Source organism: Amycolatopsis sp. cmx-11-51, from assembly GCF_047608665.1.
In the GTDB taxonomy this organism is placed as follows: Bacteria; Actinomycetota; Actinomycetes; order Mycobacteriales; family Pseudonocardiaceae; genus Amycolatopsis.
In genome coordinates, this window is the sequence record NZ_JADNQO010000005.1 from 438,588 (window position 1) to 458,469 (window position 19,882).

The window sequence follows — 19,882 nt, forward strand, 5'->3', positions numbered from 1 at the left end:
TCACCCTACTGAGGGCGTGCCGCCTGCCAGACGATCTGGAAGCGCGCCCCGCCATCGGGTGATTCGCCGACGCGCACCCGGCCACCGCGCCGCCGGACGGCCTCCGCGACCATCGCCAGTCCCAGCCCGGTGCCGCCGGAGGACCGCGCCCGCGAATCGGAGACGCGGTAGAACCGGTCGAAGACCCGCTCGCGGTGTGCCGGCTCGATGCCCGGCCCGTCGTCGTCGACCACCACCCGCACGGTGGACCGCGCCGCGAGCACCGACACCACGATCTCCCCGCGCGCGTACCGGCAGGCGTTGCGCAGCAGATTGCTCAGCACGAGTTCGACCTCGGCGTGGGTGGCCAGCGCCCACGCCGTGCCGACCGTGCCGCTCACCCGGATCTCCGGCGCGTCGGCGGGCATCCGCGCGACCGCCGCCCGCACCTCGCTCACCAGCTCGACCGGTTCCGCGGGCGGCGCCTCCCCCGCGTCCGACCTCGCCAGCGCCAGCAGCCCGTCGAGGAGCACGGAAAGCCGCTCCGCCTCCTCGAGGACGTCGGACAGCGTCTCCTGCGAGAGTTCGGGATCGGGGTTGGTGACCGCGACCTCGGCCTGCACGCGGATCGACGCGACCGGCGACCGCAGTTCGTGCGCGGCGTCCCCGGTGAACCGCCGCAGCCGCTCGGCGGCCTCTTCCTGACGCGCCAGCAGCGCGTTGAACTCTTCGGCCAGCGCGCGGAGTTCGTCGTGCGAATCGGGCAGCGGCAGCCGCGCGCCCGGCGGGAGCGCCCGCACCGACCCGCGCATCCGGGCCACCGGCCGCAACGCGAACCGCACCAGCAGCCACGTCGCGATCCCCGCGCCCACCGCCCCGACGGACGCGACCACGAACAGCCACAGCCCACCGGAACGCACAGCGGTGGCGAAGCCGACCAGACCCGCACCGACGATGACCAGCCGCTGCTGCCCGTCGGGCGCGGTGACCACGGTCCCCACCCAGCGCCAGCTGTGCTCACCGCCGGTCGTGACCGATTCCCCCGCCTTCAAAGCGCGGACGTCCGACGGCCCGAGGTTCGCGGGCGGCACGCCGTCCACCGGTCCGCCGCCGGTGTCGAGCACCCGGACGGTGACCGCGGAGGCCGTCGGCGGCCGCCCCGTCGCGACGTCGGCCTTCGCGGTGGCCAGCTGGGCACTGAGTTCTTCGTCGACCGAGCCGACGAGCAGTGGCTGAAGGTTGTCCCTGGCGACCGCGGCCAGCCCGAGCAGGAAACCGAGCGTGACGGCGGCCGCGAGGAGGGTGATCCGGACCTGGAGCGAACGGCGGCGCCACCAAGACGGCGACACGATCACCCCTGTCCCGCCGGTGCGATGACTTCGTCGAGCTGCGCGTCCGAGGCGAGGTAGCCGTGCCCGCGTACGGTACGGACCAGTGCGCCCGCGCCGACGGCGTCGAGCTTGCGGCGCACGTAACCGACGTAGACCTCGACGACGTTGCGGGTCGCGGCCTGCTCGTCACCCCAGACGGCGCGCAGCAGTTCGTCCTTGGTGACCACCGTTCCCGCCCGGCCTGCCAGCACCTCCAGCAGCGCGAACTCGCGCGGGCTGAACGACACCTCGACGCCGTCGTAGCGGACCTGCCGCAGGCTCCGGTCGACTTCGAGCGCGCCGATCCGCAGCGGCCCGCGGATCGCGTCCGGGGACGCCCGCCGCAGCACCGCGCGTACCTGTGCGACCAGGACGACGAACGAGAACGGCTTCACGAGGTAGCCGTCGGCGCCGAGGTCGAGACCGTCCGCCTGGTCGACCTCGCCGTCTTTCGCGGAAATCATCAGCACCGGCGTGGTGACGCCGAGCGCACGCAGCCGTTCGAGTACGCGGTAGCCGGAAAGACCCGGAAGCATGATGTCGAGCAGGACGACGTCGAAGGAGCCCGTCTGCGCGAGCCGCAGGCCGCTGGGCCCGTCGGCCGCCGTGACCACGTCCATGTCCTCGGCGCGCAGCCCGCGCTGCAACGCCTTGCGCACGCCGGGCTCGTCGTCGACCACCAGTACTCGAGGTTTCACGTTCCTCATCATTCACGCTTTCACCAGCTCACGCGCGAGCTCTCAGCGCCATCTCAGCTCCGGCGGCGGAGTCTGAGTGGTATCTCAGCGTTTCCGGGGAAGCGTTGTCGCCAAGACCCGAGCACACTGGGGTTCGGGGAACCAGGGAGAGACAGCATGGATCCGAAGAGGAAGGCCATCACCGCGGCGGTGGTGGGGACGGCACTCGGCGTCGGCGGGCTCGCCGTCGTCGCGATGCCCGCCACCGCGGGTGACGCGCCGATCTTGCCGCAGATCAGCGCCGAAGAGCTGGTGCAGTCCACGCTCAACGCCACGCCGCCGTCGTTCGACGGGAAGGTCAAGGTCGACAACGACCTCGGCCTGCCGCAGGTCGGCAGCACGCTGCCCGGCGCGTCGGCGCTCAGCATCGACTCGGCGCAGGTCTCCACCGACGGCGCGGGCAAGAGCAAGGTGTCGCTCACCGAGGGCTCCAGCCAGCAGACCATCGTCAAGAACGGGGAGACCGTCTGGGAGTACAACTCCAAGGACAACTCCGCCACCAAGATCACCATCCCGCCGGAACTGGCCAGGGAGCACAAGGGCAAGGTCGAGGGCCAGACCGTCGACCCGGCCACCGCGGCCGCCGAACTGCTCGGCAAGGTGCGGGAGAGCAGCACGATCGCCGTCGACGGGACGTCGTCGGTGGCCAGTCGTTCGGCCTACGAACTGGTGCTGACGCCGAAGCCGGCCGAGCGGACGCTCCTGCGCGAGATCCGCGTCGCGGTCGACTCGCAGACGCGGCTGCCGCTGCGGCTGACGGTGCTGGCCAACGGCACCTCCTCACCGGCGTTCGAGGTCTCCTTCAGCGAGATCAACTTCGCGGACCAGCCCGCGTCGAACTTCGAGTTCACCCCGCCGAAGGGCGCGAAGGTGACCGAGAAGACCGCCGAGGTCGACCCGAAGAGCCGCGAGCTCGCCGAGCAGGCGAAGTCCGAGGTCAAGGTCGTCGGCGACGGTTGGGACACCGCCATCACCGGCAAGATCCCGGCCGACGCGCTGGCCAAGGCCGGAACCGCCAAGGACGAGGAAGGCCGCCAGGTCGACCCGAAGGCGCTGCTTTCGCGGTTCGCCAAGCCGGTCAGCGGAGCCTGGGGCAGCGGCTGGCTGGTGACCACCAAGGTCGGCAGCGGAGTGCTGACCGACGACGGCCGCTACGCCGTCGGCGCGGTGCCGGAGCAGGTCCTCTTCGAGGCATTGGCCACGAAGTGACCACTACGTTCGAAGCCGGGGCGGGCGTCTCTCAGGAGGCGTCCGCTCCGGCGGTACCCATGGCGGCCCGCACCAGGGGCCTGCGCAAGGTCTACGGCCGCACGGTGGCCGTGGACCACGTCGACCTCGACGTTCCCGAAGGCGCCGTGCTGGGGATGCTCGGCCCCAACGGTTCGGGCAAGACGACGACCATCCGGATGCTGCTCGGTCTCGTGCGGCCCACCGAGGGCGAGGTCGAACTCTTCGGCAAGCGGATGCCGGACGAGGCGGCGCACGCGCTGCCCGACGTCGGCGCGCTGGTCGAAGGGCCGGGCTTCCACCCTTTTCTTTCCGGGCGGGAAAACCTGCTGCGCGTCGCCGCGGCCGAACCGAGGCTGGCCTCGGCCGGGATCCCCGGAGCGGTCGACTCGGCGCTTGAGCGGGTCGGCCTGATCGATGCCGCGAACCGGCGCTACAAGGGCTATTCGCTCGGGATGAAGCAGCGGATGGGGCTCGCGAGCGCGCTGCTCGTGCCGCGGCGGATGGTCGTGCTCGACGAGCCGACCAACGGCCTCGATCCGGCCGGTACCAGGGAGATCCGCCGGATCATCGCCGAACTGCACGCCGACGGGGTCACCGTGCTGGTGTCCTCGCATCTGCTGGCCGAGGTCGAAGCGACCTGCACGCACGTCGCGGTGCTCCAGTCGGGGAACGTGATCGCCCAGGGCGAGCTCGCGGAACTGCTGGAGTCGGGGAACGCGGCGCTGCTGGTGCGGACGCCGGACGCCGAACTCGCGGTGGAAACGTTGCGGGAGAACAGGATCGGCAGCAGGCTCACGCCGGACGGTGTCCGGGTGGACCTCACCGCTGCCGAAGCCCCCGACGTCCTGCGTCATCTGGTGACGGCCGGGGTGGCCGTGCACGAGGCGGCGAAGGCCCGGACCGGTCTGGACGACCTGTTCGCCCGGCTGACCCAGCCGGAGTCCACTGTAGACCGTGAGGGGGAGTCGTGACGCACGCTCTGGCCGCGGCACCAGCCCCGCGGACCGGCCAGGACAGTGTCGGTCTGCTCCGGTTGTATCGCGCCGAACTGCGCTGGATCTTCCGGCGGCCCCGCACGCTGGCCGTGCTGGGGCTGCTCGCGTTGATCCCGGTGGTCATCGGCGTCGCGTTGACGCTCGTCGACGAGGCGGTCGATCCCAACGGTGGCGGCGGCGACGGCGCTTTGCTCACCTCCGCGGTCAGCAACGGGTTCATCCTGCCGGTGGCGGCCCTGACCATGACGCTCGCTTTGCTGCTCCCGCTCGCTTCGGCGATGGCAGGGGCGGACGCGATCGCCGGCGAGGCCGCGCACGGAACACTGCGGGGCTGGCTTCTCGCCCCCGTCGGCCGTGGCAGGCTGCTCACGATCAAGGCGTTCGGCGTCGCGACGGTTTCGGCGATCGCCGTACTGTCCATGACGTTCACCGGTTTCGTCACCGGGCTCGTCATCAGCGGCACCGACTCGATGTTCACCCTCACCGGTTCTACGCTGAGCGTCTGGGACGCGCTGGGCCGCGTCCTGCTCGTGGCCCTGTGGGTGACGCTGCAGCTGTGGGCGGTCGGCGCGGTCGCGCTCGCGATCTCGTCGTTCACCGAACATCCGATGCTGGTCGTCGCCTCGGTGCTGGCGGGGACGATCGTGTTCACCATCCTCGGCATCCTGGACGCGGTTTCGTGGCTGCATCCGTTCCTGCTCAACGAGAACTGGTCACAGGCACCGGCTTCGGTGCTGATGGACCCGCTGGACACGGCGATGCTCGGCGAGGGCGCGCTACGCGCCGCCTGCTACATCGCCATCGGGCTCTCGATCGCCTACGCACGCCTCACGACTCGGGACGGGTGACCCTCGGCTTCCGGGGAGCTGAAGGGGCCCTTCACCGCATGCGACGCGGTGAAGGGCCCCTTTGCTGCGTCAGATGCGGGGAAAGTCCCCTTCAGCCGCTTCTCAGCGACGGTATGCGAGACGGGCCCCGGCAGCCCTGCGGAAACCGCGGACTCCAGACCGGAGTACCGCAACTAGAGGACTACTTGCGGGAGTGGGGCGATGCCGTCCGGGTCCAGAGCGAGCCTCACCGTGTCGCCAGGGCGGAGATCGGCGGTCACCGGCGCGACGGCGTCCACAGTGGACTGATCGCCGAGCGCGACCACGAGCCGGACATGCTCCCGCCGGTGCACCACCGCCACCACCTCGCCTTCCACTCCGGAAGACGCCACCCGCAAACCGTGCGGTCGCAGCCCCAGCCGCACCGCGCCGTCCTCGACGTCCGGCAACGCGGCCTCGCCGAGCGCGGTCCGCACCACCCCGCCGGACGCCTCGCCGTCGACGAACGTCGTGACGCTGAGGAATCGCGCCACCCCCTCGTCCACCGGTTGCCGCCAGACCCGGCGCACCGCGCCCTCCTGCCGGATCTCACCGTCGTCCAGCACGGCGACCCGGTCGGCGAGGGTGAACGCCTCTTCCTGGTCGTGTGTGACCAGCAGCGCGGTGATCTTGCTGCGCCGCAACAGTGCGGCGAGGTCGATCGCCAGCTGTTCCCGCAGTCCGGCGTCCAAACCGGACAGTGGTTCGTCCAGCAGCAGCAACCGCGGTTCCGGCGCCAGCGCGCGGGCCAGCGCCACCCGCTGCGCCTGCCCCCCGGACAACTCGGTGACCCGCCTCCGCTCGTAACCGCCGAGCCCGACCAGATCCAGCAGCGAACGGACCCGCTCCGCGTGCTCGGCGCGCGGGACGTCGTGCATCCGCAGGCCGAACGCGATGTTCGAGGCGACGTCCTTGTGCGGGAACAGTTGCCCGTCCTGGAACACCAGCCCGAACTCCCGCTGGTGCACCGGTACGCCGGAGAGGTCTTCGCCGTCCCAGCGCACGGTGCCCGAACTCAGCGGCTCCAGTCCGGTGATCGCCCGCAGCAGCGTCGACTTCCCCGAACCGGACGGGCCGAGCAGCGCCAGCACCTCGCCGTCGGCGATGTCCAGCCGGGCGCCCTTCACGGCCGGATGAGATCCATAGTGGACGGTCAGGTCCCGTACCGACAGCGACACTAGAACTCCCCTACCGAATTCTGCCCGCGGACCGCGCCGAACCGGTCGATCAACACCACCGCCACCACGGTCACGATCATGAGCAGCGCACAGGCCGCGTAGGCCATCTGGTTGTTCAGTTCACCCGGCCGCGAGATCAGCGTCGCGACGGCGACCGGCAGTGTCGGCGCGTCCGGCCTGGCGAGGAAGCTCGTCGCGCCGAACTCGCCGAGTGCGACCACGTAACCGAAACCGGCCGCCGCGACCAGCGAACGCGCCGTCAGCGGGAGATCGATCTCGCGCCACACCCGGCCGGGACTCGCACCGAGTGCCGAAGCGGCCTGCCGCAGCCGGACGTCGACCGACCGCAGCACCGGCAACACCATCCGCACGATCAACGGGATGATCACCAGCGCCTGCGCGAGCGGCACCAGCAGTGGCGACGTCCGCAGATCGCCCGGCAGCGCGTCGAGCGTGATGAGGTACCCGAAACCGACGGTCACCGCGGAAACACCCAGCGGCAGCATCAGCGCCGCGTCCATCGTCTCGCCCATCCCCCGCGCCAGCCTGCCGGGCGTCCGGCGCAACGCCACCAGCACGACCGAGGCCAGCACGCCGACGATCATCGCCAGGATCGTGGCGTCGAACGCCGTCCGCAAGGACATCGACGCCGCGGCCCAGCCCGAAACCTGCAGCGCGCCACGGGTTCCTTGACCACCGAGCGCCGCGTACCCGGCGAAACTCCATCCGTCCGAAGTGGACACTGACTCGACGAGCAGCGCCACGATCGGGGTCATCAGGAGCGCGATCACCGTGAGGCCCGCTCCCACGGCCCACCACTCGCCACCCCTCGGCAGGCGCGCGGTCTCGGATCGCGAGCGCAGCCGGACGGCGTTCTCCCGGCGGCGCCTGGCCAGCGCGCCCACCACCAGCGCGGCGACGACGGCGGCGAACTGCACCAGCGACAACGCGGCCGCACCGGAAAGGTCGAGCAGTTCGACCGTGCGCAGGTAGATCTCGGTCTCCAGCGTCCGGAACTTCGCCCCGCCGAGAATGAGCACGACCCCGAAACTGGTGGCGCAGAAAAGGAACACCACCGCGGCCGCGGACGCGATGGCAGGCGCGAGCGCGGGCAACGTCACCGAGCGGAAGGCCCGCCACGGCGACGCGCCGAGAGCCCGCGCCGCGTCCACCGTGCGCGGGTCGAGATGGCTCCACAGCCCGGAAACCGTGCGCGCGACGACGGCGACGTTGAAGAAGGCGTTGGCCAGCACCAAGGGCAGCAACCCGCCATCGGGCCAGAGCGCGCGGAACGCCAGGCCGACCACGACGGTCGGCAGTACGAACGGCACCAGCACGAGCGTCCTGACCAGTGAGACACCCGGCAGCCGCACCCGCGCGAGCAGGAACGCGACCGGCAGGCCCGCGAGTACCGCGACGATCGTCGAAACCCCCGCGCTCGCCACGGTGAATCCCGCGAGTTTCCAGGTCAGCGGGTCGCCGATGGCCGTACCGACCCCGCCGGAACCGAAACCCCGGCCGATGATCGCCGCGACCGGCCAGGCGAAGAACACCACGAGGAAACCGAGCGGCAGCACGGCGAGTGCGGCCAGCCCGGCGCCACGGGGAGTCAGCCTGGTGGTGCTCAGCCTTCTAACAGCGTGCGCCACTGGGCGATCCACTGCTCGCGCCCGGCCTGGATCTTGGCCGGTTCGAGCGTTTTCGGCTGCGGCGGCAGCGGCGCGGCCTGCGCCCAGCCCTGCGGGAGTTCGACGCCCTGGCGGGCCGGGTACACGTACATGTTGCCCGCCACGGTCACCTGGAACTGCTGGGACAGCAGGAAGTCCACGACCTTGCGGGCCTTCTCCACCTGCTTGCCGCCCGCCAGCACGCCCGCGTACTCGACCTGGCGGTAACAGGTGTCCAGCAGCGCCTTCGTGCGCGGCTTGCCGTCGTCGCCGAGTTCGGCGGCGGGCGATGAGGCGTAGGAGACGACGATCGGCCGCGGGCCCTTGCCCGAGGAACCGGAGAATTCCTTGGTGTAGGCCTCTTCCCAGCCACTGACCGTCTTGAGCCCGTTGGCCTTCAGCTGCGTCCAGTACGCCTGCCAGCCCTGCTCGCCGAACTGGGCGACGGTGCCGAGCAGGAACGCCAGCCCCGGCGACGATGTCGCCGGGCTCTCCGCGACCATCAGGTCCTTGTACTTGGCGTCGGCCAGATCCGCGAAGGACTTCGGCTCCGGGATCCCCTTGTCCACGAAGTACCGGGTGTCGACGTTGACGCAGACGTCGCCGAGATCGACCGCGGAGAGCCGGTGCCCGGGGTCGACGGAGTAGCGCTGCGGGCCACGATCGGCCTCCGGGCTGGTGTACTGCTCGAAAACGCCCTCGGTGAGCGCGCGGGAGGCGAACGCCGAGTCGACACCGTACGCGACGTCGCCGATCGGGTTCGCCTTCGTCAGCACCAGCTTGTTGGTGAGCGCGCCGGCGTCACCCTGCTTGAGCACGGAGATCTTGATCCCGGACTGCCGCTCGAACGCGTCGAGGACCTCCTGCGGGGCGAGCCACGAGTCGTGCGTCACGAGCGTGACCGTCGCCGGTGCCTGCGGGTCGTTCCCCGGAGTCCCGGAGAGCGAGCAGCCCGCGGCGAGGGCCGCCACCGTGCCTGCCGCAACCAGCGTGCGGAGGGCGCGTTTCATCTAGCCTCCTGCGTTTTCAAGGGGGGACCCGTGGCAAACGTGCAGCGTAGCCGACGGCGTACCACCATGGAGTCATGGCGGAAATCTTGAAGGACAAGCAAGCCGACGAGGCCGTGACGAAGCTCTCCGGCTGGACCCGTGACGGGGTCACGATCGAGCGAACGGCGAAGCTGCCGAGCTTCCCGAAGGCCATCGAAGCGGTGGACAAGGTGGCCGAACTGGCGGAGGCGGCCGACCACCATCCCGACATCGACATCCGCTGGCGGACCGTGACGTTCCGGCTCAGCACGCACTCCGCCGGCGGGCTGACGAAGAAGGACTTCGCGCTCGCTTCGCAGATCGACGGGGTCCTCGACGCCGTGTGACCTCCGCCTCGACCGCGCCACGACTCCGCTTCTCGGACGTCTACCCAGTACGACCAACGAGAAAAGGACGAATGATGACGCAGGCGATCGTGGTGGGCTTCTCCGCATTCGGCGCGATGGTGGCGGCCGCCGCCGGAGTGCTTTGGTACACCGTGCGCGAGCGGCGTCACCAGCACGATCAGTGATCTTCACCACACTGACACCGGCGAGGTAACGCGGAGCCTGATCAACGCGCTGTTCCCGGCGGACCTGTCGCTTCTCTCACCGGGGGAACCGCCGTGCACAACGCCTCCATCACCGCCGCCCAGCGCGCCTGGGTGACCGCCTTCGCCACCGCCATCACGTTGCTGACGATCGTCGTGCTCGGCTTGCTCGGCTAGAGCCGGAACTCACGAGTTCCGGCTCCAAGCACGCGAGGCATGCCTAACCCGCGTAGGCCTCACGGGCGGCGACAAGCTCCGGAAGGTGCTTCGCCGCCCACTCGCGGCATGCCTCGATCGGCTCGAACAACGTCCGGCCGAGCGGGGTGAGCTCGTACTCCACTCGAGGCGGCGTCTCGTCGTACGCCGTCCGCGTGATCATGCCGTCGCGCTCCAGTGCCCGGAGAGTCTCCGTGAGCACCTTCGCCGTGACGCCCCTCAGCGGGACCCGCAATTCGGAGAACCGGCGCGGTCCTTCTTCCAGGCACAGCACGACCAGACCGGCCCACTTGTCCCCGATCCGGAACGGCGTCAGATTCGACGGACACCCGGGCGCGAACATGTCGGGACTCAGTGGCTTCACCCGTTCGAAGTTACCCGAGCGGCTTGGCCCAGACCGCCAGTTTCACCGCGGTTTCGGCGTACCTCAGCGAGCCGACGGACATCGCGATCACGAGGTCGTACGCGTCGTCCTCAGGCGCGTCGAGATCGTGGCCGTTCAGGCCGTAGAAGACGAACGTAGCCATCCAGGCGAGGCGTTTGTTGCCGTCGATGAGCGCGTGGTTGCGCGCCAGCGACTCCAGCAGCACCGCCGCCTTCTCGTGCAGCGTCGGATACGCGTCCCGGCCCATCAACGACGCCCGCGGCCGGTGCGCGGAGGAGTCGAGAAGGCCGAGATCGCGGATCTTGGGCACCCGGAGGTCTTCCGCGAGCGCCAGGAGGTCTTCGACGGTGAGGTACTCGGTCACTGCGCGAGACGGTCGAGCAGAGCGGCGTAGCGCTCCCGGCCGTCCTTGGACAGCGCCCGGACACGGTCGTCACGGACGCGGCGCGCGGCCGCCTCGGTGATGGCGCGGACAGTCGCCTCGTGTTTGCTCACGCCGTCGGCCTCGGCCAGTAAGGCGAGAGCGCGCTCCTGCTCGTCGTTCAACCGCAGAGTCATGGCCATGACTTGATGATACCACTCTGGTAGCAGGCCAGTTTCCCGGACATCCGCCCGGCCCGTTCATCCTCGGCGTGCCCGGGATCCTCGTGCTGGCCTTGGCCGCCAAGTACCGCTGGATCCTCTTCCTCGGCGTCGCCGCACCGTCGAAGGTTCGTTCTGGGGGGCGGATCGCGGCCGCCGCCTGCGGCGTCGTCGCCGTCTCGCGGGCCTACCACCGGGTCACCGTGGGCTGAACCGGAAAAAGGGGACGATCGGAGGTTGCTCTGGCGCCCCGGTGACTATTGGCTACTCGGACGAAGGTTCTCCGAGAAGTGAGGGGTGTTCCATGGCAGGTCTGCGCAGGCGTGAGGTGCTCGCGGGCGCGGTGGCACTGGCGGGCGCGGCGACGATCGGGCTGAACCCCGGCACCGCCGCCGCGGCCACGCAGCAGCGTCCGGGCGCGCAGTTCCCGCCGTCGCTGGACTTCGGCGACTACCCGGTGATCGCGCGGGTCCGGTCGCGGCGGGCGCTGGAGCACCTGCGGGTGCTCAGCGACAAGATCGGCCCCCGGATCGCCGGCACCGAAGGCGAATTGCGCGCCAAGGACTACATCGCGAAGGTACTGCGCGAGCTGCGTTACCAGGTCACGCTGCAGCCGTTCCCGATCGCCGACAAGTTCCTGGGCGGCCTGTCGATCGGACGCGACAGCTGGCAGACCGGTTCATCGCCGCAGGGCGCGCAGGACGTCACGCGCGAAGCCGTCGTCGTCGACGCCGGTGACGGGACCACCCTGCCCGACGACCTGACCGGCAAGATCGTGCTGATCGCGGCCGTGACGAACAAGGCCGACGCGTACTTGACGGCCGCGCAGCGCGGGGCGGTCGCCGTGCTGCTCGGCCGGATCGGCGCCGACCCCGCGCGCAAACTGTCCGCTTTCTCCCCGACCCTCGCCACGCCGGTCACCGTCCCGGTGCTCGGCCTGGCACAGGTGCAGGTGGAGCGGCTGCGCGAGCGGCTCGCCAAGGGCCCGGTCAAGGTGAAGGCGTCGGCCACCCACCACAAGAACCTGACGTCGTACAACGTCATCGCCGAGCGGCCCGCCACGTTCCCCGGCAAGGACAACGGCGTGGTCATGGTGACCGCGCACTACGACAGCGTCCCCGGCTCCCCCGGCGCCAACGACGACGGCAGCGGCACCGTCCTGTGCCTGGAGCTGGCGCGCGTCCTGCGGTACCTGCCGACGAACAAGACGTTGCGGTTCGCGCTGTGGGGTTCGGAGGAGTACGGGCTGATCGGCTCGCGGCACTACGTCTCGAACCTGTCCGACCCGGAGGCCAGGCGGATCGCGGGCTGCTTCCAGAACGACATGGTCGCCACCAGCTGGGACCCGGCGATCACCTACTGGCTGCTCTCGGTCGACGGCGCCGACAACGCCACGACCGCGGCCGTGAACGCGGCCGCCAAACGACTCGGCTACGACCCGCGCGTCAAGGGCCCGGTCGCACGCGGTTCGAGCGACCACGTGCCGTTCTTCGAACGCGGGATCGCTTCGGGCAACTTCAGCTGGCGTGGCGAAAGCGGCCCGGCACTGCTGGAACCGACCTATCACACGCCGGAAGACACCATCAAGGACAACGTTTCCCTTGAGCGGCTTCAAGTTTCGCTGGAGCTGATCGGGGCGGCGGCGTACAGCCTGCTGCGGAAGTAGGCAGGGCTCTTGAGTGGTAAGGACGGTTAGAACCGTCCTTACCACTTACAAGACAGGGCTAGACGTTGAAGCGGAACTCCACCACGTCACCGTCGGACATGAGGTAGTCCTTGCCCTCCATGCGCACCTTGCCCGCGGACCGGGCGGCGGCCATGGAACCGTTCTCGATCAGGTCGTCGTACGAGACGACCTCGGCCTTGATGAAGCCACGCTCGAAGTCGGTGTGGATCACGCCGGCGGCCTGCGGGGCGGTCGCGCCCTGCGGGATCGTCCAGGCGCGGGACTCCTTGGGGCCGGCGGTGAGGTAGGTCTGCAGGCCGAGGGTGTGGAAACCGGCGCGGGCCAGCGAGTAGAGACCCGGCTCGTGCTGGCCGACGGACTCCAGCAGCTCCCGCACGGACTCCTCGTCGTCCAGCTCCAGCAGCTCGAATTCGACCTTCGCGTCGAGGAACACCGCGTCCGCGGGGGCGACCATCTTGGCCAACTCTTCGCGACGGGACTCGTCGGTGAGGATGCCTTCGTCGGCGTTGAAGACGTAGAGGAACGGCTTCGTGGTGAGCAGGCTCAGCTCGCGCAGGGCCTCGAAGTCGACCTCCTTCTGCGCCTGGAACAGGGTTCGGCCCCCGTCGAGGATCTCCTTGGCCTTGACCGCGTTGTCGAGGGCGGGCTTGGCTTCCTTCTTGGTCCGCGCCTCCTTCTCGAGCCGGTGCAACGCCTTGTCGAGCGTCTGCAGGTCGGCGAGGATCAGCTCGGTGTTGATCGTCTCGATGTCGCTCGCCGGGTCGATCCGGTCGTCGACGTGGATCACGTCCGGGTCGTCGAAGACACGGACGACCTGGCAGATCGCGTTGGCTTCGCGGATGTTCGCGAGGAACTTGTTGCCGAGTCCGGCGCCCTCGGAGGCGCCCTTCACGATACCCGCGATGTCCACAAAGGACACGACGGCGGGGACGGTCCGCTCGGAGCCGAAGACCTTGGCGAGTTCGTCCAGCCGGGGGTCCGGCAGCGGGACGACGCCGACGTTGGGCTCGATCGTCGCGAACGGGTAGTTCGCGGCGAGCACGTCGTTGCGGGTCAGCGCGTTGAACAGGGTGGACTTGCCGACGTTGGGCAGGCCGACGATGCCGAGGGTGAGACTCACGGGCCAGAAGTCTACGTGCCGCCCGCCACGACATCCGCCGAGGCCTGGATCGTCGTGTCGGATTTCCGCCAGCCGAGCCCTCGACCTGGTGGCACGATCGATGTCATGACCGAGCAGACGTTGGCCGAACGGGCCGTGTGGCGCGACACCGAACGGTGTTACCGCGCCGTCGCCGCCCGTGACTCCCGGTTCGACGGCCAGTTCATCATGGCCGTGGCCACCACCGGGATCTACTGCCGTCCGTCCTGCCCCGCGTCGACGCCGAAGCAGCAGAACGTCCGCTTCTACCCGACGTCGGCCGCCGCGCAGTCGAACGGCTTCCGCGCCTGCCGCCGCTGCCTCCCCGACGCCGTCCCCGGCTCGCCGGACTGGGACATCCGGGCCGACCTCGCCGCGCGGGCGATGCGGCTCATCTCGGACGGGACCGTCGAACGCGACGGCGTTCCGGGGCTCGCGCGACGGCTCGGCTATTCCGAACGTCAGCTGGGGCGCGTCCTCACCGCGGAACTCGGTGCCGGACCGCTCGCGCTGGCCAGGGCACACCGGGCGCACTCGGCGCGGCTGCTGATCGAGATGTCCGGGCTCCCGCTGACCGACGTCGCGTTCGCGGCGGGCTTCTCCAGCGTCCGCCAGTTCAACGAGACGATCCGTGAGGTGTTCGCGACGACGCCTTCGCAGCTTCGCGCGGCGAGTCTGCGTCGCGGGCGCCGCAGTGTCGACCAAAACAGCGCCTTAGAGACACCGACCGGGACCCGGCTGAGCCTGCGGCTGCCGTTCCGCAAGCCGTTCGACGCGGACGGGGTACTGACCTTCCTGGCCGACCGGGCCGTCCCCGGCGTCGAGCACGTGACGCGCGACGATTCCGGAGTGACCGGCTATGCCCGCACGCTGCGGCTCGCCCACGGCGCCGGCGTGGTGCGGCTGACGGCGAAGGACGACCACGTCCGCTGCGACCTGCGGCTCACCGACCTGCGCGACCTCAGCAGCGCGGTGGCCAGGATGCGGCGGCTGCTCGACCTCGACGCCGACCCCGAGGCGGTCACGCGGGTCCTCGGGGCCGACCCGGCGCTCGCGCCGCTGGTCGAGGCGATCCCCGGCATCCGGGTGCCCGGCGCGGTGGACGGGGACGAACTCGTGCTGCGCGCGATGCTGTCCCCCGCCGACACGGCGTCGCTCGCGGAAGCTCTCGGCGAACGGGTGCCCAGCTGCGACGAGTCACTGGAAGGGGTGACCACGGTGTTCCCGGCGGCCGCGCTGGTCGCCGAACACGGTCCGGCGCGAGTGGCCGCGGTGGCCAGCGCGCTGGCGGAAGGCGTTTCGGTCCACGTCGGCCGCGACCCGCTGGAACTACGAGCGGAGCTACTCGAACTCCCGGGAATCGGACCACGGACCGCGGACTACGTCCTGATGCGCGTACTCGGCGCACCGGACATCTTGCTGACCGGTGATCCGGCGCTGCGCCGAGGTGCGGCCGCGCTGGGGATCGCCGACGACGAAAAGACGCTGGCCGAACGCGGGCGGGCCTGGCAGCCCTGGTCCTCGTACGCCGGCATGTACCTGTGGCGCGCTTGAAAGGGCGCTGTCGACTGAAAGGACGAGATGAGCATCGCGTATTGGTCCACAATGGACACGAAGATCGGCCCGTTCACCGCCGTGGTGGCGGGTGACGGGGCCGTACTCGCCTCGGGCTGGACCGGCGACGTCGGCGAACTGACGCCACTGATCTCGCCGTCGCTGGCCCCCGGCGAGGTGAAGCAGCGACGAGACCTGGGGCCGGTGAGCACCGCGATCCACCGTTACCACGACGGCGACCTGGACGCGGTCGCCGACATCGAGGTGCGGCAGCGGTCCGGCGCTTTCCGGGAGCACGCTTGGGACATGCTGCGGAAGGTGCCCGCCGGTGAGCCGGTGAGCTACGCGGAGTATGCGGCACTGGCGGGGAGTCCGTCGGCGGTGCGGGCGGCCGCGTCGGCTTGCGCGAAGAACGCGGCGGCGTTGTTCGTACCGTGCCACCGGGTGGTGCGGACCGGTGGTGCGGTGGGGAACTTCCGGTGGGGTGTTCCGGCGAAGCAGTGGCTGCTGACCCACGAAGCCGCCTGAGCTGCCTGCTCCGGCTGCTATGAACGGCTCGTTACTTGCAAATTTTGCAAGTAACGAGCCGTTCATAGCACGTGAGGGCCAGGAATCAGACGGCGTGGATCTCGACCGAAGAGCCGGTGCGCGCCTTCCGCACCCGCAGCCGGGTCGGGATCCGCTGCCGCAGTTCCTCCACGTGCGACACCAGCCCGACCACCCGGCCACCGGCGCGAAGCTCGTCGAGGATGTTCATGACGATGTCGAGGGTCTCGGCGTCCAGAGTGCCGAAGCCCTCGTCGATGAACAGCGTGTCCAGCAGCGCGCCACCGGTTTCGGCGGCGACGACGTCGGCGAGGCCCAGCGCCAGCGAGAGCGACGCGAGGAAGGACTCGCCACCGGAAAGCGTCTTCGCGGGCCGCACGGTGCCGGAGTAGTCGTCGAGTACGTCGAGGCCGAGCCCGCCGCGGGTGCCTCGCGCCCCGGCCGCGTCGGAGTGCACGAAGGAGTAGCGGCCCTGGCTCATCGTCCGCAGGCGAGCGGTCGCCGCGACCGCGACCTCCTCGAGCCGCGCGGCCAGGACGTACGAGCGCAGCGACATCTTGCGCGCGTTCTGCCCGCGCCCGTTGACCACCTCGGCCAGCGCCTTCAGTTCGCGGTACCGCTCTTCGACCGGTACCAGTTCCGCCATGAAGGAGGTCATCCGCTCGGCCAGCCCGGTCAGGTCCGTGTGCCGGGTCTTGGCCGCCCGCAGTGCCGCGAACGCCTGTTCGGCCTCACCCCTGGTGTCCCGCGCCAGCTCCTCGGAGGCCGCGACGTCGATCTCGTCCTCGGGCGAGATGCCGAACAGCTCAGGCTGCGCGAGTTCCGCACGGGCGGCCCGCTCCATCACCTTCGCGTCGGCGAGACTGCTCTCCAATTTCGTGATCTGTTCGTCCGGCCGCGACGCCGCGCGCATCTCGTCGAGATCCGCGAAACCTTTGGCCCGCAAGGCTTCCTTGACCAGTTTCGCTTGTTCGTCACGACGCTCGCGGGTGCCGACGACATTGAGCCGTGCTTCGGCCAGCGCGTCGAGGCGGGCCGCGAAGCCGAGCAGGTGCCGACGCTTCGTCCCGACGTCGGCGAACTCGCCACGCGCGGATTCCAGCCGCCGTTCCCGTTCGGCCAGCCGCTCCACCAAGCCGCGCACCTCGGCGGCGACCTCGACCGCACGCCGCTCGGCCACCCCGCGCTGTTCGGTCAGCTGCTCGGTTTTCCGTTCCAGGTCGAGAAGTCGCGCGTCGAGGGCCGGTTTGCGCCCGGCCGCCTCCGACAACGAGCCGACCACTCGCCGTGCCTCGCCCAGTCCGGCACGCAGTGTCTCCGCCGTGTGCTCGCCCAGCCGTCCGACCAGGAGGTCCAAGCGGCTTTCGGCTTCCTGCAACGCGGCTTTCGCCTTTTCCCGCCGGACGTGTGCCTGCTGCTCCGCGAGTTCGGCGCGGCGTTCGTCCTCGGGGTCGACCAGTCCGCCGGTGTGCGTCGCGGGCGAGGGGTGCTCGGACGCCCCGCAGACCGGGCAGTTCTCACCCGCGTGCAGACCCGCGGCGAGTTCGGCCGCCATCCCTTCGAGGCGCCGTTCCCGCAGGTCCAGCCGGTGCTGACGGGCATTCTGATGGCCGTCCACGGCTTCACTGACCACTTCACGCGCTTGCGAGACGGCCTGTTCCGCCCGAGGCACTTCGTCGGCGTCGCGGGCCAGGGCGGCCAGGTCGTCGACACGGGTGCGGGCGCCGTCGAGCTTCGCGACGGCTTCGGCGGCGGCGACCGCTTCAGTACGCAGGGCCGAGATCTTCCCGGGCGCGGAAGCGAGTTCGATCGCGAAGTCTTCGGCCTGCTTCTCGGCCTGCGCCGCGGCGACGTTCAGCTGCTCGCAGCGCAGCAGATCCCGTTGCTGCTGCTCACTTTCCGCCACGAGTTCGGCGAGAGCGCCCGCCTCTTCACGCAAACCGCCGGCGTGAGCGCGAAGTTCAGCGGCGGAACTGTCCGCGGCGTCGGGCACTTCCTGAGCGCGGAGACCCTCCGTGGCCTCGGCCTCCGCGAGCTGATCCAGCCTGCGTTCGAGGAGATCGGCCTCCGCGACCACACCCGCCGCCCGATGAGCCGCCTCGACCTCTTCCGCCCACTCCGCGCGCTGTCCCGCCTGCTCGGCGATCGCCGAAAGGCGCGTGTACGCGGTGCGCACCCTGCGGATCCGTTCGGCGGTGGACCTGTTCTCCTGCCAGCCGGCCTCAGCCGTTTTCGCCGCCGCGCGGGCTTTCGCGTCCCGCTCCTGTGCCTTGGCGACGCGTTCGGCCGACCCGGTGAGCACCGCGTCGACCCACTCGACCTGCCCCTCTTCGGGCGCCTCCTCCTGGGCGACCTGCGCGAACCGCGCGACCCACTCCCGCAGCGACTGCTGCCGCGCCGACAACTCGCGGCCGCGTTCGGCGCGCAGATTCGCGAACCAGTTCTCGACGTCGGAGAACCGCTCGGTGCCGAACAGCCGCTCCAGCAACTCCTCGCGCTCGGCCGTGTTCGCCCGCAGGAACCGCGCGAATTCACCCTGCGGCAGCAAGACCACCTGGAAGAACTGCTCGTGCGTCATCCCGATGAGCCGTTCGACCGTGCGCGCGACCTCGTCGATGCGGGTGATGCCCTCGGCGACGTGTCCGGCGGGCACCGTGTCGACCCAGCTCAGCACCGCCTTCGCCTGCTGCAGGGTCATCCCCTCGCCCCGGCGCTTGGGCCGCTGGTACTCGGGGTTGCGCGCGATTCGCATCCGCTGGCCCTGAACGGTCAGTTCGAGGACGACCTCGGTGACCTGGTCGGGCTCGGCGAGATCACAGCGCAGCCGCTTGACCTCACCGCGAGCACCGGGAACCGTGCCGAACAGCGCGAACGCGATGGCGTCGAGCAAAGTCGTCTTCCCCGCGCCGGTGTCACCGTGCAGCAAGAACAACCCGTCGGCGCCGAGCGCGTCGAAGTCCACCACCTCGCGGTCCGCGTACGGACCGAAAGCGGCGACCTCCAACCGGTGCAACCTCATACTTCGCGCTCCCTGCCCGCGGCGCCCAGTGCCGCCAGCACCAGCCGCTCCTCGCTGTCCGACGGCGCGGATCCGCGGCAGTCCTCGAGGAAACTGCGCGTGATCTCGACGTCGGATCGTCCGCGGACGGCTTCGGCGTACTTCAGCGCCACGCCGTCGTGCCCGCCTTCCGGCTGCCAGTCCAGGTGCACGGCGTACGGGAACCGCTCACGCAGCTTGCGCATGGCGTCGATCGGGCGGACCCGGTCGGTGACCGTGAAGGAAAGGAAGTGTTCGGTGAGGCCGTCGTGTTCCGGGTCTGACAGCAGATCCGCCAGCTCGCCGCGGAGCATCGCGAGGTGCCGTGGAACCGGGAGTTCATGGCGCCGGACCTCGGCCAGACCGTCGGCGTCGAGGTCCACGAGCCACACCGACTTCCGTTGGCGCGTCTCGGAAAACGAGTACGCCAGGGGGCTGCCCGAATAGCGCAGGTGCTCGGCGAGGGTCTGCGGCCCGTGCAGGTGGCCGAGTGCGACGTAGTCGACGCCGTCGAACACCGAGCCCGGTACCTGCTCGACTCCGCCGACCGCGATGGTCCGCTCGGATTCGGTCGGCTCGCCGCCGGTGACGAAGGCGTGCGCGAGCACCACCGACCGCGTTCCGGACGGCCTGCTCCCGAGGTCTTCCCGGATCCGCCGCATGGCCTCGGTGAGGACCCCGGTGTGGCCACGGCCTTCGGGCACGCCGAGGGCGTGGCGTGCGGGCTCCGGTTCGAGGTACGGAATGCCGTAGAGGGCGACCTCGCCGTGTTCGTCGGGCAACAGCACCGGCTCGGCGAGGCCGTCGATCGTGGCGCGCAGGTGCAGTCCGCCCGCCGCGGCGAATTCGGCGAACGCGCCCAGCCGGGGCGCGGAGTCGTGGTTGCCCGGCGTCAGCACCAGCCGCGCCCCGGCCTGACGGAGCCTGCCCAGCGCGGTGGTCGCCACGCGGACGGCCTCCGCCGAGGGCACCGCGCGGTCGTAGATGTCCCCGGACACGAGCACGACGTCGACCGCTTCGGCGACCACGAGGTCGGCGACGTGACCGAGCACGGCGTCTTGCTCGGCGAGCAGATCGGCGCCGTGAAAGGTACGGCCGATATGCCAGTCGGACGTGTGCAGGAGCTTCACGCAGCCC

19 protein-coding genes are annotated in these 19,882 nt (G+C 70.3%); 8 read left to right on the top strand and 11 right to left on the bottom strand.

What is annotated here, in order from left to right:
* Positions 1 to 5 precede the first annotated feature (5 nt).
* Together ACM6LU_RS21615 and ACM6LU_RS21620 are read right to left on the bottom strand one after the other, a co-directional pair.
* Positions 6 to 1,334, bottom strand: coding sequence for an ATP-binding protein (locus tag ACM6LU_RS21615; RefSeq protein ID WP_414939513.1), 1,329 nt, complete (start codon positions 1,332 to 1,334; stop codon positions 6 to 8).
* Positions 1,331 to 2,059 carry a response regulator transcription factor gene (locus tag ACM6LU_RS21620; protein ID WP_414939514.1) on the bottom strand — a complete coding sequence of 243 codons (729 nt, stop codon included), beginning with the start codon at positions 2,057 to 2,059 and terminating at the stop codon, positions 1,331 to 1,333. The genes ACM6LU_RS21615 and ACM6LU_RS21620 overlap by 4 nt, the downstream gene beginning before the upstream one ends.
* Before the next feature lie 144 nt (positions 2,060 to 2,203).
* Here ACM6LU_RS21620 and ACM6LU_RS21625 point away from each other — a divergent pair, with 144 nt between their 5' ends.
* The 3 genes from ACM6LU_RS21625 to ACM6LU_RS21635 are packed head-to-tail and all read left to right on the top strand — an operon-like array spanning position 2,204 to position 5,159.
* Positions 2,204 to 3,295: a LolA family protein gene (locus ACM6LU_RS21625; protein WP_414939515.1), complete on the top strand. Its 1,092-nt coding sequence runs from the start codon at positions 2,204 to 2,206 to the stop codon at positions 3,293 to 3,295.
* Positions 3,292 to 4,287 carry an ABC transporter ATP-binding protein gene (locus tag ACM6LU_RS21630; protein ID WP_414939516.1) on the top strand — a complete coding sequence of 332 codons (996 nt, stop codon included), beginning with the start codon at positions 3,292 to 3,294 and terminating at the stop codon, positions 4,285 to 4,287. The genes ACM6LU_RS21625 and ACM6LU_RS21630 overlap by 4 nt, the downstream gene beginning before the upstream one ends.
* Entirely contained in the window at positions 4,284 to 5,159 is an 876-nt protein-coding gene (locus ACM6LU_RS21635; protein WP_414939517.1) for an ABC transporter permease, read from the top strand. The genes ACM6LU_RS21630 and ACM6LU_RS21635 overlap by 4 nt, the downstream gene beginning before the upstream one ends.
* A gap of 173 nt (positions 5,160 to 5,332) precedes the next feature.
* Here the strand turns inward: ACM6LU_RS21635 and ACM6LU_RS21640 are convergent, their stop codons facing one another.
* Genes ACM6LU_RS21640 through ACM6LU_RS21650 form a run of 3 tightly spaced genes read right to left on the bottom strand, consistent with a single transcriptional unit; the run spans position 5,333 to position 9,032 of the window.
* Entirely contained in the window at positions 5,333 to 6,355 is a 1,023-nt protein-coding gene (locus ACM6LU_RS21640) for an ABC transporter ATP-binding protein (protein WP_414939519.1), read from the bottom strand.
* The gene (locus ACM6LU_RS21645) at positions 6,355 to 7,968 is read right to left on the bottom strand and encodes an ABC transporter permease (protein ID WP_414939574.1); all 1,614 of its coding nucleotides are present in this window, start codon (positions 7,966 to 7,968) and stop codon (positions 6,355 to 6,357) included. The genes ACM6LU_RS21640 and ACM6LU_RS21645 overlap by 1 nt, the downstream gene beginning before the upstream one ends.
* 11 nt (positions 7,969 to 7,979) lie before the next feature.
* Entirely contained in the window at positions 7,980 to 9,032 is a 1,053-nt protein-coding gene (locus tag ACM6LU_RS21650; protein ID WP_414939520.1) for a thiamine ABC transporter substrate-binding protein, read from the bottom strand.
* 74 nt (positions 9,033 to 9,106) lie between these two features.
* Here ACM6LU_RS21650 and ACM6LU_RS21655 point away from each other — a divergent pair, with 74 nt between their 5' ends.
* Entirely contained in the window at positions 9,107 to 9,397 is a 291-nt protein-coding gene (locus ACM6LU_RS21655) for a 4a-hydroxytetrahydrobiopterin dehydratase (protein WP_414939521.1), read from the top strand.
* A gap of 423 nt (positions 9,398 to 9,820) precedes the next feature.
* On the opposite strand, the gene ACM6LU_RS21660 is transcribed toward ACM6LU_RS21655, so the two are convergent.
* Genes ACM6LU_RS21660 through ACM6LU_RS21670 form a run of 3 tightly spaced genes read right to left on the bottom strand, consistent with a single transcriptional unit; the run spans position 9,821 to position 10,765 of the window.
* The gene (locus ACM6LU_RS21660) at positions 9,821 to 10,159 is read right to left on the bottom strand and encodes a winged helix-turn-helix transcriptional regulator (protein WP_414939575.1); all 339 of its coding nucleotides are present in this window, start codon (positions 10,157 to 10,159) and stop codon (positions 9,821 to 9,823) included.
* Positions 10,160 to 10,190: 31 nt separating this feature from the next.
* Positions 10,191 to 10,565, bottom strand: coding sequence for a type II toxin-antitoxin system death-on-curing family toxin (locus ACM6LU_RS21665; protein WP_414939522.1), 375 nt, complete (start codon positions 10,563 to 10,565; stop codon positions 10,191 to 10,193).
* The gene (locus tag ACM6LU_RS21670; RefSeq protein WP_016337139.1) at positions 10,562 to 10,765 is read right to left on the bottom strand and encodes a hypothetical protein; all 204 of its coding nucleotides are present in this window, start codon (positions 10,763 to 10,765) and stop codon (positions 10,562 to 10,564) included. Before ACM6LU_RS21670 ends, ACM6LU_RS21665 begins: the two co-directional genes overlap by 4 nt.
* A 68-nt stretch (positions 10,766 to 10,833) precedes the next feature.
* Here ACM6LU_RS21670 and ACM6LU_RS21675 point away from each other — a divergent pair, with 68 nt between their 5' ends.
* Together ACM6LU_RS21675 and ACM6LU_RS21680 are read left to right on the top strand one after the other, a co-directional pair.
* Positions 10,834 to 10,995, top strand: a complete 162-nt coding sequence (locus ACM6LU_RS21675) for a hypothetical protein (RefSeq protein ID WP_414939523.1) — start codon at positions 10,834 to 10,836, stop codon at positions 10,993 to 10,995.
* A 92-nt stretch (positions 10,996 to 11,087) separates the two neighbouring features.
* Complete coding sequence (locus ACM6LU_RS21680) at positions 11,088 to 12,449, top strand: M28 family peptidase (protein WP_414939524.1); 1,362 nt, start codon at positions 11,088 to 11,090, stop codon at positions 12,447 to 12,449.
* 58 nt (positions 12,450 to 12,507) lie between these two features.
* Here ACM6LU_RS21680 and ychF read toward each other — a convergent pair whose 3' ends face one another.
* Positions 12,508 to 13,590 (bottom strand): redox-regulated ATPase YchF, encoded by a 1,083-nt coding sequence (gene ychF / locus ACM6LU_RS21685; protein ID WP_414939525.1) that lies wholly within the window; start codon positions 13,588 to 13,590, stop codon positions 12,508 to 12,510.
* A gap of 105 nt (positions 13,591 to 13,695) precedes the next feature.
* Here ychF and ACM6LU_RS21690 point away from each other — a divergent pair, with 105 nt between their 5' ends.
* Positions 13,696 to 15,162: a DNA-3-methyladenine glycosylase 2 family protein gene (locus tag ACM6LU_RS21690; protein WP_414939526.1), complete on the top strand. Its 1,467-nt coding sequence runs from the start codon at positions 13,696 to 13,698 to the stop codon at positions 15,160 to 15,162.
* 27 nt (positions 15,163 to 15,189) lie between these two features.
* Positions 15,190 to 15,690, top strand: a complete 501-nt coding sequence (locus ACM6LU_RS21695) for a methylated-DNA--[protein]-cysteine S-methyltransferase (protein WP_414939527.1) — start codon at positions 15,190 to 15,192, stop codon at positions 15,688 to 15,690.
* Between the two features lie 85 nt (positions 15,691 to 15,775).
* Here ACM6LU_RS21695 and ACM6LU_RS21700 read toward each other — a convergent pair whose 3' ends face one another.
* Both ACM6LU_RS21700 and ACM6LU_RS21705 read right to left on the bottom strand, forming a co-directional pair.
* The gene (locus tag ACM6LU_RS21700; RefSeq protein ID WP_414939528.1) at positions 15,776 to 18,727 is read right to left on the bottom strand and encodes an AAA family ATPase; all 2,952 of its coding nucleotides are present in this window, start codon (positions 18,725 to 18,727) and stop codon (positions 15,776 to 15,778) included.
* On the bottom strand, positions 18,724 to 19,875 hold the full coding sequence (locus ACM6LU_RS21705) for an exonuclease SbcCD subunit D (RefSeq protein WP_414939529.1): 1,152 nt from the start codon (positions 19,873 to 19,875) through the stop codon (positions 18,724 to 18,726). The genes ACM6LU_RS21700 and ACM6LU_RS21705 overlap by 4 nt, the downstream gene beginning before the upstream one ends.
* Positions 19,876 to 19,882: the final 7 nt, after the last annotated feature.